The sequence below is a fragment of the Corallococcus interemptor genome, assembly GCF_003668875.1.
GTDB lineage: Bacteria > Myxococcota > Myxococcia > Myxococcales > Myxococcaceae > Corallococcus > Corallococcus interemptor.
Genome location: NZ_RAWM01000184.1, coordinates 1 through 14376 on the forward strand (window position 1 = coordinate 1; position 14376 = coordinate 14376).

Sequence of the window (14376 nt, forward strand, 5' to 3'; positions counted from 1 at the left end):
GACGGCGGGTCGGCGGGGGGGCTGGCGAGCGTGAGCCAGGCGGCGAGCAGGGAGGCAGCGGACATCGGGCGAAAGACACTCCGGCGGGCGTTGGCGCGGGGGGACTCTAACCCGAAGCCGTCCCGGGCAGGACGGCCGGTCCCCTGCCTGCCCGGCGTCAGAGGAGGTGGCGGATGAGCAGGGTGGCCCGGAGCGGGCGCCATCCCCACGTTGAGGCGTGGATGGCCGCCCGGGCACTGGAAGCTCCGGGCGCAAGAAAGGTGGAAGACACGATGGCTTACGGAAAGGCGGAGGATCCCTCGCGCTCCATCACCCCGCACCTGGATGGGGTGGAGTACCCGGCGACGCGCGAGGAACTCGTCGAGGCCGCCGCGGACAACGAGGCCCCGGTCGACATCATCAACATCCTCAAGTCCCTGCCACAGACCGAGTACATGCTGCGTGAGCACGTGCTGCGCGACCTGGCGGAGGCCGAGCGCCGCTTCGCCATGAATGGTCTGAAGGACGACGACGGCGTGGACCGCGACCGGCGCAACATCGGCCGCGACCGCATCGAGGGTGCCTCCGAGGGCGAGACGCGCCACCCGTAGTGTCGCCCTCGCGCCGACACTCCACAGAAGGACGTTGCAAGACGCTCGCGGGCGCCCTGGCTTTCTGCCAGCGTTCGCGAGCGCATGCGTACGGGCCTTCTGTGGAGCTGTCTGCTGCTGTCCCTGGGCACCGGGTGCACGTCCCGGTATCCGCCGCTCAACCCCGCGCCGGGGCTGCCGCCGCCGGTGCGTCTGGACTTCAAACCCCCCGTGGACCGCCTGCTCACCGAATCCGTGCGCGCCACCCGCACCCTCCAGCGCGAGGGCCAGCGCGAGGTGCGCGACGAGGCGGCCTTCACCACGGAGACGCGCTTCACCCCGTCCGACGGCGGCTGGCGCGTGACCCAGTCCGTGCGCACCCCGCGCCAGGCGCATGACGGGCAGGACGTCCCGTCGCTGTCCGGCGCCGTGCTGGAGCGCTTCACGCTGCGCCTGCAGCTGGCCGCGGACGGCACCTTCGTGAAGCTGGTGGGCGCGGAGGCCGCGCAGGAGGCGCTGCGGCAGGTGGCGCCCGAGGCCACCGGCGTTCCGGGCCTTCCGGAAGTCGAGCGCTTCTTCTCCCCGGAGGCGCTGGAGATCCGCACGCGCCGCGAGTGGGAGGCGAAGTACGCGGGGCTGCTCCAGCGCAACCTGGTGGAGGGCCAGCGCACCTGGGCCGTGGACTCCGTGGACGTGAACGGCCAGGAGCGCGCCTTCATCCTGGAGCGCACGGTGCAGGGGACGCGGCTCACGGCGTTTGGCGACGCGGTGGTGATGACGCTCCAGTGCCTGGACGCGCTGCCCCCCAAGGCCCCGGCGGAGCTGCGCGCCGCGTGGGCGGAGGCCGGTTCGCCGGAACTCGCGAAGGGCCTGACGTGTGAAGGCGAGCAGGTGGTGACGTGGGCCCGGTTCATCCCGGTGCGCCGCCTGCTGAAGGTGAAGGCGGTGGAGGCGGGCACGACGCTCACGCTCACCACCGAGTCCCAGGCGGAAGCGCTCCAGGAGGAAGGGCCATGAGCCACGACGAGTACCTCATCGAGACCGAAGCCGGTGTGAAGCACGTGGTGCAGGAAGCGAAGAGGGTGGCGGTGCTGGGCATCAAGACGGAGGACCACTCCGCGCAGCCCGCGTACTACGTGCCGGAGTACCTGGCGAAGGCGGGCGTGGACGTGGTGCCGGTGCCCGTCTACTACCCGGACGCGAAGGTGATCCTGGGCAAGCCCGTGTACCGGAAGCTCGTGGACATCCCGGGCGACATCGACCTGGTGGACGTGTTCCGCCGGCCCGGCGACATTGATCAGCACGTGGACGACATCATCGCGAAGAAGCCCAAGGCGGTGTGGTTCCAGTCCGGCATCCGCAACGACGCCGCGGCGAAGCGGCTGGCCGCCGCCGGCATCCGCGTGGTGCAGGACCGCTGCCTGATGGTGGACCACCGCCGCTACAGCGGGCGCTGAGAAAAACAACGGCCCTCCGTACCCGAAGGCACGGAGGGCCGCGTGGCCGCGTGTGGAGGTCACGCGGCCTTGGAGGTCAGGTCAGTAGTTGCCGGAGATGACCTTGGGCAGGGCCTTGGCCAGGTCCGGCAGCGGGCCAATCTGCCGCGAGTCCGCCGCCTGCGCCGTGCCGTTGTTGCGCAGCAGGCCGCGCATCTGCACGGACGTCAGCAGCCGGCCGTTGGCCTTCGCCACGCCCTGGGCGCTGACGGCGGCGCCCACGACGATGGGCGACGCGCTGGAGGTGCCGCTGAAGGTGGACGTGTAGTACTGGTCCTCGCCGTAGCCGCTGCCGAAGCGGTCGCCGTAGCCGGTGGTGACGACCTTCTCACCCCAGGCGTGCACGTTCACGCGCTGGCCGAAGTTGGTCCAGCACATGGGCACGCGCGTGGTGGAGGTGCTGGCGCCCACCAGGATGGCGCCCGAGTCGCGCGTGGCCGGGTTGAACCGGCCGCCGTAGGCCGCCGCGTCCAGGTTCGCGCTGCCGTTGCCCGCCGCCTCCACCACGACGACGCCGTTGGCGGTGGCGTTGCGGATGGCGTCGTAGTTGTCCTGCCAGTACTCCATCGCGATGTAGTTGCACTGGGACGTGTTGCACGTGCAGGCCGTGCCGTCCGCCGGGCCGCCCGCGTGCAGCTCGATGAGGATGACGCCGCCCGCGCCCACCGCGGCCGCCGCGTTGGTGATGGCGCTCGCGGTGCTCTGCGCGCCAATGGCCTCCACGCCCGGCGTGGCCGCGCTGGCGATGCCCGTCACGCCGTAGCTGTTGTTCGCGCCCACGATTTCACCCAGCACCGCGGTGCCGTGATTGCGCCAGCCCAGGTCGTTGTACTGCGTGCCGCCCACGCGGAAGAACGAGGGGAAGTCCTCGTGCGTGGTGCGCCAGCCACCCTCGATGTCCACGATCTTCACGTTGGTGCCCCGGCCGCCCGTCTGCGTCCACGCGTAGGTCGCGTTGATGCCGGCGGGCGCAGCGCCCAGGTAGCCCTGCGCGGACTGGTACGCCGGCGTGGTGGGCGGCAGGTCCGCCGCGGACAGGAGCGCGCGCAGCCCCGCCTCCATCGCGAAGTTCACCATCGCCGGCTCCGGAGGCGGCGCCGCATAGGCCGTCTCCACGCTGGCCACGCGGTTGAGCGCCGCCACCAGGTCCGCCACGGTGTCCGCGGTGGTGCCGGGCAAGAGCGGAACTTCGAAGTACAGGTTCAGGTCCGCCAGCTGCTCGCCGCTCGTCTTCTCACCGGACAGCTTGCTCGCGTCCAGCGCGGCTTCTTCCGCCTGGAACACCCGGTCCAGCGCCCCGATGCGCGGCGCGCGGTCCAGCAGCGCCACCACCTCCGCCAGGTCCGCCTCCACGCGCGCGGAGTCCAGGCGCAGGCCGGACAACAGCTCCCGCTCACCCGCGCTGCGTTCAGAGGCGAGGGCGCGCAGCGCGTTGTCGCGCAGGCGCACGTGGCTGCCCTCGTGGAACTTCACCACCAGCCGCTCCACGAACGTCCCCGCGGGCAGCTCCCGCCCCGTGGGCTTCGCCAGCAGCGTGCGCGGCGTCAGCGAGGGGGCGGCGCCAGCAGCGGGGGCCAACGCCAGCAGGGACACAGCCATGACCGCGCCACGCAGGCGGAGCGGGGACAGCGTCGACTTCAGCATGGACTTCCTCCGGGATGGACAGCATCCCCACCATGCCACGCCGGTCTGTCATTCAAATCTGGCTATTCTGTTATTTCTATCCTGTTGGTTTATTCAGCTCCTGTTGAACCGGGCGGGCGTGTGAAGGCGCTTCAGGTGGTTCCTTCGAAGGGCACCGGGGGCCGGGCCAGGGCGCGCTCGGCGGACAGCCGGGCCTGATCCAGCGCGTCGAAGCCGCGCTCCAGCGTGGCGGGTGACACCGGGGGCAGGTTGGAGACGACGACGTAGACGGGCACGTTGCGCGTCTGGAGCACGGTGAGCTGGAGCCGGAAGTGGTCGCGCCTCAGCGCGGCGGAGCCGGCCGCCAGGCCCTGGGGATAGGCCATGGGGCCGCCCACCACCTTGCGCGTCCGGCTGGGCAGGAAGTGCACGAGGATGGCGTCCAGGTCCTTGCCAATGGCGCTCTCCTGGAGCGACAGCGCGGGCGCCTTGTCCACCAGGCCGCCGTCCCAGAACAGCTGGCCGTCCAGGGGCACGGCGCGGAAGAGGCCCGGGTACGCGCAGGTGGCGTGGACGCGCGGGGCCAGCTCCCCCGTGGTGAACACCTGGTGCGTGCCGTGGGTGAGGTTCGCGGCGGTGAGCAAGAGCGGGTGCGGCAGGTCCTCGAAGGTGGACACCGGCAGCGTGGACTCCAGCAGGCGCCGGAAGCGCTCGCCCTTGAGCAGGCCCGTGAAGCCGTGCCCCTGCGACGCCACGTTCAGCACCGCGCCCAGGGGGTCCGGGTCCCAGAAGTTGGCGCGCGTCTGGCTCAGCACCAGCTCCTCCAATGCCGGCAGCGGCATGCCCGCCGCCGCGTACGCCGCCACCATCCCGCCCGCGGACGTGCCCGCGTACGCGTGGGGCTTCAGCCCGGAGGCGTGCAGCCCCTTGAGGAAACCCGCATGGCCGTAGAACCCGAAGTAGCCGGCGGAGAGGACCAGTCCAAACCGCTTGCCTTCGAGCAGGGAGTGCAACGTCGAGGAGGGAGCCATGGCGGATTTTTACGGGATGGGTACGACCCAAGGCAACGCAATGCGTTGCCGGGGCCATTGTGGCCGTGTCAGGGTATCGATATATGTTGATGGCTCGATATGGACGTCCTCTCCCAATCCTTCCGTGTCCTGGGTGACACGACGCGGCTGCGCATCCTGCGCCTGGTGGCCCAGGCGCCGCTGAACGTGACGGAACTCGTGTCGCTGGTGGGGGTGGCGCAGTCCTCGGTGTCGCACCACCTGTCGAAGCTGAAGGGGCTGGGGCTCATCCGCGAGGAGCGGCAGGCGGGCTTCACGTACTACTCGCTGGCGCTGGAGTCGGATGACTCGCGCTGGCCGCTCGTCCGGCTGGCGCGCGAGGCGGAGGACGCGGCGGGGGACTCCGCGCGGCTCAGTGACTTGCTGCGCGCGCGGGAGGACCGGCAGGCGCTCAACGAGCGGCTGTTGGAGCCCGGCCAGTCCTGGTTCCTCTGGGCGGGGGCGCTGGCGTCGCTGTTGCCACCGTTGGACGTGGCGGACTTCGGCTGCGGCACGGGGGTGTTCAGCCGGGCCATGGCGCGGTGGGCGCGGCACGTGTGGGCCATCGACCAGAGCGAGGACGCGCTGTCCCAGGCTCGAACCCTGGCCGCGCGTGACGAACTGAAGAACATCACGTTCCTGCGCGAGGACCTGCACCGGCTGTCGCTCAAGGGCGGGTGCATGGACCTGGTGGTGATTTCGCAGAGCCTCCACCACGTGGAGGCGCCGGCGGCGGTGGTGGCGGAGGCCGCGCGGCTGCTCAAGCCGGGCGGCCGGCTGGTGGTGTTGGAGCTCTTGCCGCACGAAGAGAAGTGGGTGCTGGACCGGTTGGGACACCGGCACCTGGGCTTCGCGCCCGAAGTCCTGGAAGCGGCCCTTCGCGAGGCCGGTTTCACGTCGTTCACCCGCGAGACGCACGCGCGCGACGGGGCCAGCCCCTTCCGCGTCTTCCTGCTGACCGGAGTCAAACCGTCATGACGAGCCACATCGCCCACCCCCTGCCGCTTCCCCCCGGGGAGCACGGCCAGCGCGTGGAGGCGCTGAAGGCCGCGATGCGCGAGCGCATCCTGGTGCTGGATGGCGCCATGGGCACGCTCTTGCAAGGCCATCACCTGGTCGCGGCGGACTTCGGCGGCGCGGAGTACGAGGGCTGCAACGAGCACCTGGTCCTCACCCGCCCGGACGTCATTGAAGGCATCCACGCGAAGTACTTCGCCGCGGGCGCGGACGTGACGGAGACGGACAGCTTCGGCGGCACGCCGGTGGTGCTGGCGGAGTTCGACCTGGGCCACAAGGCGATGGAGATCAACATCGCCGCGTCCCGCCTGGCGCTCAACGCCGCCAAGGCCGCGGAGGCGAAGGACGGACGGATGCGCTGGGTGGCGGGCTCCATTGGCCCCACCACCAAGGCCATCAGCGTCACGGGCGGCATCACCTTCGAGGAGCTGGTGGACAACTTCGCCGTGCAGGCGGAGGGGCTGGCCATCGGCGGCTCCGACTACCTGCTGGTGGAGACGGCGCAGGACACGCGCAACGTGAAGGCGGCGCTCCTGGGCATCGACCGGGCCTTCAAGAAGCTGGGCTGGAAGCTGCCGGTGGCGGTGTCCGGCACGATTGAGCCCATGGGCACGATGCTCGCGGGCCAGTCCGTGGAGAGCCTGGCCACGTCGCTGGAGCACACGGACCTGCTGTACCTGGGCCTCAACTGCGCCACGGGGCCGGACTTCATGACGGACCACATCCGCTCGCTGTCCTCCATGAGCCCGTTCCCGGTGTCGTGCGTGCCCAACGCGGGCCTGCCGGATGAGAACGGTCAGTATCTGGAGTCGCCGGAGATGATCTCCCGGTCGCTCCGGCGCTTCTGTGACAACGGCTGGCTCAACGTGGTGGGCGGCTGTTGCGGCACGCACGCGGGCCACATCGAGTCGCTCGCCGCGATGGTGAAGGGGCTCAAGCCGCGCACGGAGACGCCCAAGCCGCGCTCGTCGCTGTCCGGCGTGGACTACCTGGAGGTGACGGACGAGCAGCGCCCCATCATCGTGGGCGAGCGCACGAACGTCATCGGCAGCAAGAAGTTCAAGGAGCTCATCGTCGCGGGTGCGTTCGACGACGCGTCGGAGATTGCCCGCGCCCAGGTGCGGCGCGCGGCGCAGGTCATCGACATCTGCCTGGCGAACCCGGACCGGGACGAGCTGGAGGACATGCGCCACTTCCTGGAGGTGGTGGTCAAGAAGGTGCGCGTGCCGCTGATGATCGACTCGACGGACGAGAAGGTCATCGCCATGGCGCTCACGTACTGCCAGGGCAAGGCCATCATCAACTCCGTCAACCTGGAGGACGGCGAGGAGCGCTTCGAGAAGGTCGTCCCGCTGGCGAAGGCCTTCGGCGCGGCGCTGGTGGTGGGCTGCATCGACGAGGTCGGCATGGCCGTCACGCGCGACCGCAAGCTCGCCGTGGCCGAGCGCAGCTTCGAGCTGCTCACCCAGAAGTACGGCATGCGCCCGGAGGACCTGTACTTCGACCCGCTGGTGTTCCCCTGCGCCTCCGGTGACGCGCAGTACACCGGCAGCGGCGTGGAGACGATCGAGGGCGTGCGCCTCATCAAACAGCGCTTCCCGCAGTGCCGCACGGTGCTGGGCATCAGCAACGTGTCCTTCGGCCTGCCCACCGCGGGCCGCGAGGTGCTCAACTCCGTGTTCCTGTACCACTGCGTGCAGGCGGGCCTGGACATGGCGCTCGTCAACTCGGAGAAGCTGGAGCGCTACCCGTCGCTGCCGGAGGAGGAGCGCAAGCTCTCCGAGGACCTCATCTACAACCGGGGCGCGGACCCGGTGACGCCCTTCGCGGCGCACTTCCGCGAGCGCAAGCCCGCGCGCGCCCAGGTGAGCACGCTGCCGCTGAATGAACGGCTGCAGCGCTACATCATCGAGGGCACGCGCGACGGCCTGACGGCGGACCTGGACCTGGCGATGAAGGAGATGGCGCCGCTGGACATCATCAACGGGCCGCTGATGAAGGGCATGGACGAGGTGGGCCGCCTCTTCGGCGCCAACGAGCTCATCGTCGCGGAGGTGCTCCAGAGCGCGGAGTCCATGAAGGCGGCGGTGAGCCACCTGGAGCCGCACATGAGCCAGACCCAGGCGGCGTCGCGCGGGAAGATCGTCCTCGCGACGGTGAAGGGGGACGTGCACGACATCGGCAAGAACCTGGTGGAGATCATCCTCGCCAACAACGGCTTCCAGGTGGTGAACCTGGGCATCAAGGTCCCGCCCGAGCAGTTGGTGCTGGCGGTGAAGGAACACCGCCCGGACATCCTGGGCCTGTCGGGCCTCTTGGTGAAGAGCGCGCACCAGATGGTCGCCACCGCGGAGGACCTGAAGCGCGCCGGTGTGGAGACGCCCATCCTGGTGGGCGGCGCCGCGCTCAGCCGCAACTTCGTGGACCGCAACATCGCCCCGGCCTACGGCGGCGGCACCGTGGCCTACGCGCAGGACGCGATGAACGGCCTGGAGCTGGCGAAGCAGATTGTCGAACCGGGCGCGCACGCGAAGCTGCGGGACGACCTGGCCGCGCGCCGCCTGAAGCTGGCGCAGGAGGCGAAGGACCGGCCCGCGCCCGCCGCCCCGGTGCGCCGCTCGCGCAGCACGGAGGTGCCGGTGCTGGCCACGGTGCCGCCCGCGCCGGACTTCGCGCGGCACGTGCTCACCAACACGCCGTTGGATCACATCTGGAAGTTCATCAACCCGGTGATGCTCTACGGCCGCCACCTGGGCCTGCGCACGTCGTCGCGCGCGCTGGGCACGCCGGCGGAAGCCGACCTCGCGAAGACGGAAGAGGGCCGCAAGGCGCTGGCGCTGAAGGAGGCCGTGGAGGAGCTGAAGACGCTGCTTCGCGGGGGCGTGATGCACGCGCGCTCGGTGTTCCAGTTCTTCAAGGCGGCCAGCGACGGTGACCGCGTGCTCCTCTTCGACGGCACCACGGGCGAGCAGGTGACGTCCTTCGACTTCCCCCGGCAGGACAAGGACAACGGCCTGTGCCTGGCGGACTACGTGAAGCCGCTGGAGAACGGCAAGCCGGTGGACGCGCTCTCGCTGTTCGTCACCACCGCGGGCGCGGGCATCCGTGAGCTGTCGGAAGGGTTCAAGGCGAAGGGCGAGTTCCTCAAGATGCACGCGGTGCAGGCGCTGGCGCTGGAGACCGCGGAGGGCTACGCGGAGCTGCTGCACACGCAGCTGCGCAGCATGTGGGGCTTCCCGGACCGCGCGGACATGACGATGCTGGAGCGCTTCCGCGCGGAGTACACCGGCAAGCGCTACTCGTTCGGCTACCCGGCGTGCCCGCGCCTGGAGGACCAGACGAAGCTCTTCGCCGCGCTCAAGCCGGAGGAGATCGGCGTGCAGCTCACCGACGGCTGCATGATGGAGCCCGAGGCGAGCGTGTCCGCCATCGTCTTCCACCACCCGGGCGCGACGTATTTCTCCGTGACCTGACCGGAGGCAGACGCGGCAGCGCGCGGGGTGAGGCGCCGGGAAGGGACCTGCTGGGCACCCTTCCCGGGTGCTGCGGGAGCGTCAGGCGCGCAGGTCCGACAGCGCGCTGGCGAAGGCGTTCGCGGAGGCGCCGAGCGCGGCGCTGGCCTCCTTGCCCTTCTTCTTCGCCTTGTCCTCGTTCATCTTCCGGTGGGCCTCGTCACGCGCGTCCTTCTCACGGTGGGTGGCCGCGTCCTCGTCCTTCTTGGCCTTGTCCGTGAGCGCGTCCGCGGCCTTCTTGCCCAGGTCGGACGCCTTCTTGCCCGTGTCGATGACCCCCATCAACGACCACTGCCCGACCAGCGTGTCCTGCACCGCCTGCCGCAGCTCCTGGAGGTTCCGGCCCACCGCGGGCGCCTCCACGTGCCCCGCTTCCGCCAGCTTCGGGAGGTCCTGCGACGTGATGAGACCCTGCTCGATGTCGTGCTTCGCCATGGTGACTCCCCCTCGTTGAAGCTGAAAATCCGGCGAGACCGGAATTTTTCAGCAAGAGGAGCTTAACGGAGGGTGAAGATGATCCGCAAGGGCCCGGGCGATGGGCAGGCCTGAGTGCTGCTCGAACCACATGAAGCCGGGGCAGGTATTGACCTCCAGGCACACCCAGTCGGCCGGGGAGTTGGAGCCTCCGGGCGGCTCGATGAGGTCGATGCCGGTCAGCTCCAGCCCGAGCGCGCGTGACAGCTGGCGGCAGGCGTCGGCGACGGGGGCGGGCAGCTCCATGGCGCGCAGCCGCACCGTGTGGCCGGTCATGTCCGGGTGCCGGTAGTCCAGCGCGAGCGACTCCGCACGGCAGGCCAGCACCTCGCGCGCGCCCACGACGTGGGCCCGGACGTTGGTGCCCGGGATGCGCTGCTGGAACTGGTGCGGGGGCAGGGGGTGGCCGGGCCGCATCGCGGCGCGGGCCTCTTCCCACGACACCTGCTTCACCAGGGAGCGCTCGTCGCTCACGGACTTGATGACGGGGTCACCCTCCAGTCCCCGGGCGAAGCGCTCCCAGTGCCATGGCGCCCCGCCCGCCAGGGTGTCCGGCACGCGCAGCCCCGCGGCGAGGATGGCGGCGTACTGGCAGGGCTTGCTGCCATTGGACAGCATCGCGGTGGCGCGATTGGCCACCGGACCCTGGAACAGGTCCAGCAAGGCCGCCGCGTGGGCGCGCTGCGCGAGCGACCCGGGCGTCTGGGGCGGTTCAATGCCGCCCGTGCCCAGCCGCGAGAAGATGCCGGACACCTGCTCCAGCGGCACGCTCCACGTCGGGAAGCGCACCGCGCCGGTGAGCTTCCCGGCCCCGGGCGGTCCCGGTCTCCAGTCGAGCTCCAGGTGGACCTGGGTGCCCAGATGGCGCTCGTCCACGAAGACGTACTCGCGCCGCGTGGCGGTCAGGTGCGCCAGGAAGAAGGCCGTCACCAATTCGTCCACCGGCCCCATCACGAGGATCATCGCGCCACCTCCTGGCCCTGCAGCAGCGAGCGGACGAAGTGCTCCACCTGGGCCCGGGCCTCCGGGTGCTCCCGCGCGAGCAGCGTCTCCAGCTCCTCCGGCAGGGCGGACAGCTGCAGGACGGTCCAGCCCGCGTCGCCCCCGGAATCCGTGGACGGCACCAGCAGGACCTCCAGGACGTCCGCGCCACACGCGGCCGCCAACTGGAGCAGGTCCGCCTCCAGCCCTGGCGGTGGACGGACGCCGCCGCCGTCAGGGGCCTCCAGCGGCCAGAGCGTCACGCGCGAGCCCATCACCACGGCCAGATGCAGCGCGCCGGGGGCCGGCACCGTCCACCACACCTCGGCCCGGCTGAACTCGGCCTCGCGGGGCCAGGGTTTCCAGCGCCTGCCGTCCTCGGGGCAGGGCCCCAGGTGGAAGTGGGGCGCGCGCAGGACGGAGTCCTCCTGGCGCACGGGCAGCCGCAGGGCGAGCAGCCGCCAGACGGCCATCGTCCACAGCGGCGCGAGCAGTCCCCGCCGGTTGATGGAGCGCGCCGGGCAGCAGGTGTGGAAGCCGTCCCGCAGGGCCTCGTGCTCGGTGTCCAGGTAGGGGCTTTGCGTCGGGGGGAAGGGCTTCTCGAAGAGGCACCAGAGGACATCCTCCGGACCCAACGCGTCGTCTCCGGCGCCGCTGGACGGAGCCGCGCCGAGCAGCCCGGCCCGGAGCCGGCCGTCCTTCACCTCCACCCACGGCGTGGCGGAGGTGCCCCAGGCTTCGACGGAGATGTCGGTGAGCGGGGCGTCCGCGCGCCGGGCCTCGTGGTGGAGCACGTCGCTCAGATGGGGGAACTGTTCGGCGCCGATGAGGACGAGCCTGGGCATGGTCCGCAAGCCTCTCAGGCCGCCTCCTCCGGGAACAATCCCCCCATCAGGTCCGGCCGCCCCTGGCCGGACGGGTTAGATTGCCGCCATGCCTTCGCCCACCATCCGTCGCGCCGTCCAGCTCCTGCCCGCGTGTGCCACGACGGGCATTGGCAGCCTGCCGCACACCCAGGTGGAACTGGGTCTGCAAGCCGCGCTCGCCATGGACATCCCGTTCCTGCCGCAGCTGCCGGTGGGGCACCCCTCGGAGCTGATGATTCCGGCCGCGCTGGAGGGCCTGCCGGGCCTGCGCTTCGACGAGGACGGCGTCTGCACGGTGGACGTGGAGGCGTGGAACGCGGGGCGCGAGGCCTTCGAGAAGCGGCTGGAGGCGGCGCTCGCCTCCGGAGACCTGGAGTCCTTCGAGCCCACGGCGGACGCGTGCCGCGCGTGGAAGCCGTTCCTCTGGGAGGTGGAGCACCGCAAGCTCGCCTTCGCGAAGGCGCAGCTGGCCGGCCCCTTCACGGTGCGCTCCGTGGTGCGCACCGCCTCGGGGGAGCCGGTGCTGGCGGTGCCGGGCCTGGACGCGGCGCTGTACCGGCTGGTGATGGTGCGCGCGCTGGCCATGGTGCGCGCGCTCAAGCGCACGGGCACCACGCCCCTGTTCTACCTGGACGAGCCCGGCCTCTACGCCTACGTGCGGATGAACCCGCAGCACCTGTTGGCGCAGCAGGAGCTGCGGCTGCTGGTGGTGGCGCTGCAGCGCGAAGGCGCGCTCGTGGGCATCCACTGCTGCGGCAACACGGACTGGGGCGTGCTGCTGGACGCGCAGGCGGACCTCGTCTCGCTGGACGTGAGGTTGTCGCTGGACGCGATGCTGGAGGAGACGGACGCGCTCAAGCGCTTCCTGGACTCCGGCGCCACGCTGAGCCTGGGCGTCATCCCCACGGACCTGGCGTCCACGTACTCGGTGGAGGAGCTGTCGGACTCCGTGGAGGCGTCACTGAAGGCGGCGCTGCCGGGCGGCATCGGCTTCGCGCGCGCGCTGTCCACGGTGCTGCTGACGCCCGCGTGCGGCCTGGCGATGCGCTCGGTGATGGACGCGGAGCGCATCCTGGAGGAGCTGAAGCAGGCCCAGCGCCGGTTGAAGCAGGCGCTGGAGTCCGAGCGTCCGTCCCTCCAGGGACTGCCGCCCGCGCACTGAAAAGCGCGGGCGGGGCGGAGCGCGGCGGACTACTGACGGCCGAGCCGCAGCTCGCGTTCGGCCTGGTGCCAGTCCTGCTCGGGGTTGCCATGCGTGCCGCCCCGGGCCTGGAAGATTTCATAGGCGCGGCGGGCAATCTGCTCCTGCGTGGGCGCGGCGCTCTTGCTCGTGGGCGCGCTCGCCGTGGCCACCGGCTTCTTGTCCTCGGTCCGCTCCGGCGCGGCCTTGGGGGCCGGGTTCGGTTGCGACTTCTGCGCGTTCTGACGGGCCATGGGGGATTCCTCCTGGAAAAGGCGACCTGCAGCTTCGGCCGCGCCCCTGCATCACGGAAGAGACCCAGGGCGTACGGGGTTGCCGGAGCGACATCCCAGGTCGCGAAGTGTTGAGGGACCAACGGGCCATTCCGCTCGGAAAATCCATCAGCGGAATGAGCCCGCACGCGTGGTCCGCCAGTTGAAAGACGCCAGACGCTTCAGGGGCCGGTCGCCTTCCTGGCGGAGCGGCCGGGAGCTTTTTTCGCGGGCACTGCATCACCACCCATCACGCCGTGCCCCAGCGCCGCGTCGAGCGCGCGCTGCATCGCGGTGCTCATGCCCAGCGCCTCCGCCTCCTGCGGCGTGCACCAGCGCAGCTCCTGGAACGCGACGGACTTCGTGGGCCGCGCGCCGCCCGTCACGCGCAACAGCCGCAGCGTGAGGTCGCGGTGGGTGAGCTGCCGGCGCACGCTGTCCAGCGAGCCCAGCAGCGTGAGCGGCGCCCCCAGCGTCGTCGCCAGCCGCTCCGTCGCCTCCGCTTCGGACGTGTCCTCCTCCACCTCCACGGCGGGCAGCTCCCACAGGCCGCCGAAGAGGCCCTTGTCCGCGCGGCGTGCGAAGAGGAGCGTGCCCGCGTGCGGCCACACGGCCAGCGCCAGGAACAGCTTGCGGGGCGCGGCACGCACCTTGGCCGGCGGCAGCTCATCCACGCGGCCCTTCTTGAACGCGATGCACGCGTCGCGCACGGGGCACAGCAGGCACAGCGGAGACTCCGGCCGGCACACCGTGGCGCCGTGCTCCATCAGCGCCTGGTTGAAGTCCCCGGGCCTTTCGCCCTTCACCAGCGCGGAGGCCAGCGCCCAGAGCGTGGCCTCGCGGTCGCGGTCCCCGGGCAACCCCTCCACCTCGAAGAGGCGCGACAGCACGCGGGCCACGTTGCCGTCCACGATGGGCGCCTCTTCACCAAAGGCGATGGAGGCCACGGCCCCGGCGGTGTAGCGGCCGAAGCCGGGCAGGGTGAGCAGCTCCTCCGCGGTGGCGGGGAGCTTCCCTTCAAAGCGCTCCACCACCTCCTGCGCCGCGCGGTGCAGGTTGCGCGCGCGCGAGTAGTAGCCCAGCCCCTTCCACCCGGAGAGCACGTCGTCCAGGGGAACCGAGGCCAGCGCCTTCACCGTGGGAAAGCGCGCGAGGAAACGCTCCCAGTACGGGATGACCGTGGACACCTGGGTCTGCTGGAGCATGACCTCGCTGAGCCAGATGGCGTACGGGTCGCGCGTGCGGCGCCAGGGCAGGTCGCGCTTGTTCCGGTCGTACCAGGAGAGCAGCGGACCATGAATGGCGGCGTGGCGTTCAGGGGAGACGGGGGCGGGGAG

General features: G+C 70.9%; 13 protein-coding genes. 6 read left to right on the forward strand and 7 right to left on the reverse strand.

The window, feature by feature from the left end; translation table 11 throughout:
* Positions 1–272 precede the first annotated feature (272 nt).
* The 3 genes from D7X96_RS36440 (at position 273) to D7X96_RS36450 (ending at position 2026) form a co-directional block, all read left to right on the forward strand.
* Positions 273–590, forward strand: coding sequence for a DUF2795 domain-containing protein (locus D7X96_RS36440; RefSeq protein ID WP_120551507.1), 318 nt, complete (start codon positions 273–275; stop codon positions 588–590).
* 84 nt (positions 591–674) lie between these two features.
* A complete protein-coding gene (locus tag D7X96_RS36445) occupies positions 675–1586 on the forward strand; it encodes a hypothetical protein (protein ID WP_120551508.1) in 912 nt (303 codons plus the stop codon).
* The gene (locus tag D7X96_RS36450; protein WP_120551509.1) at positions 1583–2026 is read left to right on the forward strand and encodes a CoA-binding protein; all 444 of its coding nucleotides are present in this window, start codon (positions 1583–1585) and stop codon (positions 2024–2026) included. Before D7X96_RS36445 ends, D7X96_RS36450 begins: the two co-directional genes overlap by 4 nt.
* Positions 2027–2107: 81 nt before the next feature.
* Here D7X96_RS36450 and D7X96_RS36455 read toward each other — a convergent pair whose 3' ends face one another.
* The gene (locus D7X96_RS36455; RefSeq protein ID WP_121724152.1) at positions 2108–3709 is read right to left on the reverse strand and encodes a S8 family peptidase; all 1602 of its coding nucleotides are present in this window, start codon (positions 3707–3709) and stop codon (positions 2108–2110) included.
* 131 nt (positions 3710–3840) lie between these two features.
* Complete coding sequence (locus D7X96_RS36460; protein ID WP_121724151.1) at positions 3841–4719, reverse strand: patatin-like phospholipase family protein; 879 nt, start codon at positions 4717–4719, stop codon at positions 3841–3843.
* Positions 4720–4818: 99 nt separating this feature from the next.
* Between D7X96_RS36460 and D7X96_RS36465 the strand changes: the two genes are divergently transcribed.
* The gene (locus D7X96_RS36465) at positions 4819–5715 is read left to right on the forward strand and encodes an ArsR/SmtB family transcription factor (protein ID WP_120551512.1); all 897 of its coding nucleotides are present in this window, start codon (positions 4819–4821) and stop codon (positions 5713–5715) included.
* Positions 5712–9227 carry a methionine synthase gene (gene metH / locus D7X96_RS36470; protein WP_121724150.1) on the forward strand — a complete coding sequence of 1172 codons (3516 nt, stop codon included), beginning with the start codon at positions 5712–5714 and terminating at the stop codon, positions 9225–9227. Before D7X96_RS36465 ends, metH begins: the two co-directional genes overlap by 4 nt.
* 81 nt (positions 9228–9308) lie before the next feature.
* On the opposite strand, the gene D7X96_RS36475 is transcribed toward metH, so the two are convergent.
* The 3 genes from D7X96_RS36475 to D7X96_RS36485 are packed head-to-tail and all read right to left on the reverse strand — an operon-like array spanning position 9309 to position 11566.
* Entirely contained in the window at positions 9309–9701 is a 393-nt protein-coding gene (locus D7X96_RS36475) for a hypothetical protein (RefSeq protein WP_120551514.1), read from the reverse strand.
* A 48-nt stretch (positions 9702–9749) separates the two neighbouring features.
* Positions 9750–10703: an ATP-grasp domain-containing protein gene (locus D7X96_RS36480; RefSeq protein ID WP_121771808.1), complete on the reverse strand. Its 954-nt coding sequence runs from the start codon at positions 10701–10703 to the stop codon at positions 9750–9752.
* A complete protein-coding gene (locus tag D7X96_RS36485) occupies positions 10700–11566 on the reverse strand; it encodes a hypothetical protein (RefSeq protein WP_120551516.1) in 867 nt (288 codons plus the stop codon). Before D7X96_RS36485 ends, D7X96_RS36480 begins: the two co-directional genes overlap by 4 nt.
* 88 nt (positions 11567–11654) lie before the next feature.
* On the opposite strand from D7X96_RS36485, the gene D7X96_RS36490 reads away from it, so the two are divergent.
* Positions 11655–12749: a uroporphyrinogen decarboxylase/cobalamine-independent methonine synthase family protein gene (locus tag D7X96_RS36490; protein ID WP_121771809.1), complete on the forward strand. Its 1095-nt coding sequence runs from the start codon at positions 11655–11657 to the stop codon at positions 12747–12749.
* Between the two features lie 29 nt (positions 12750–12778).
* On the opposite strand, the gene D7X96_RS36495 is transcribed toward D7X96_RS36490, so the two are convergent.
* Positions 12779–13021, reverse strand: a complete 243-nt coding sequence (locus tag D7X96_RS36495) for a DUF2934 domain-containing protein (RefSeq protein ID WP_121771810.1) — start codon at positions 13019–13021, stop codon at positions 12779–12781.
* Positions 13022–13221: 200 nt separating this feature from the next.
* The coding region (gene mutY, locus D7X96_RS36500; protein ID WP_121771811.1) for an A/G-specific adenine glycosylase at positions 13222–14376 on the reverse strand (1155 nt) is incomplete at its 5' end.

Bases quoted from the DNA above. Each gene is read 5' to 3' on its own strand.
- D7X96_RS36440 (WP_120551507.1), top strand. From the start codon at position 273: ATGGCTTACGGAAAGGCGGAGGATCCCTCGCGCTCCATCACCCCGCAC.
- D7X96_RS36445 (WP_120551508.1), top strand. From the start codon at position 675: ATGCGTACGGGCCTTCTGTGGAGCTGTCTGCTGCTGTCCCTGGGCACC.
- D7X96_RS36450 (WP_120551509.1), top strand. From the start codon at position 1,583: ATGAGCCACGACGAGTACCTCATCGAGACCGAAGCCGGTGTGAAGCAC.
- D7X96_RS36455 (WP_121724152.1), bottom strand. From the start codon at position 3,709: ATGCTGAAGTCGACGCTGTCCCCGCTCCGCCTGCGTGGCGCGGTCATG.
- D7X96_RS36460 (WP_121724151.1), bottom strand. From the start codon at position 4,719: ATGGCTCCCTCCTCGACGTTGCACTCCCTGCTCGAAGGCAAGCGGTTT.
- D7X96_RS36465 (WP_120551512.1), top strand. From the start codon at position 4,819: ATGGACGTCCTCTCCCAATCCTTCCGTGTCCTGGGTGACACGACGCGG.
- metH (WP_121724150.1), top strand. From the start codon at position 5,712: ATGACGAGCCACATCGCCCACCCCCTGCCGCTTCCCCCCGGGGAGCAC.
- D7X96_RS36475 (WP_120551514.1), bottom strand. From the start codon at position 9,701: ATGGCGAAGCACGACATCGAGCAGGGTCTCATCACGTCGCAGGACCTC.
- D7X96_RS36480 (WP_121771808.1), bottom strand. From the start codon at position 10,703: ATGATCCTCGTGATGGGGCCGGTGGACGAATTGGTGACGGCCTTCTTC.
- D7X96_RS36485 (WP_120551516.1), bottom strand. From the start codon at position 11,566: ATGCCCAGGCTCGTCCTCATCGGCGCCGAACAGTTCCCCCATCTGAGC.
- D7X96_RS36490 (WP_121771809.1), top strand. From the start codon at position 11,655: ATGCCTTCGCCCACCATCCGTCGCGCCGTCCAGCTCCTGCCCGCGTGT.
- D7X96_RS36495 (WP_121771810.1), bottom strand. From the start codon at position 13,021: ATGGCCCGTCAGAACGCGCAGAAGTCGCAACCGAACCCGGCCCCCAAG.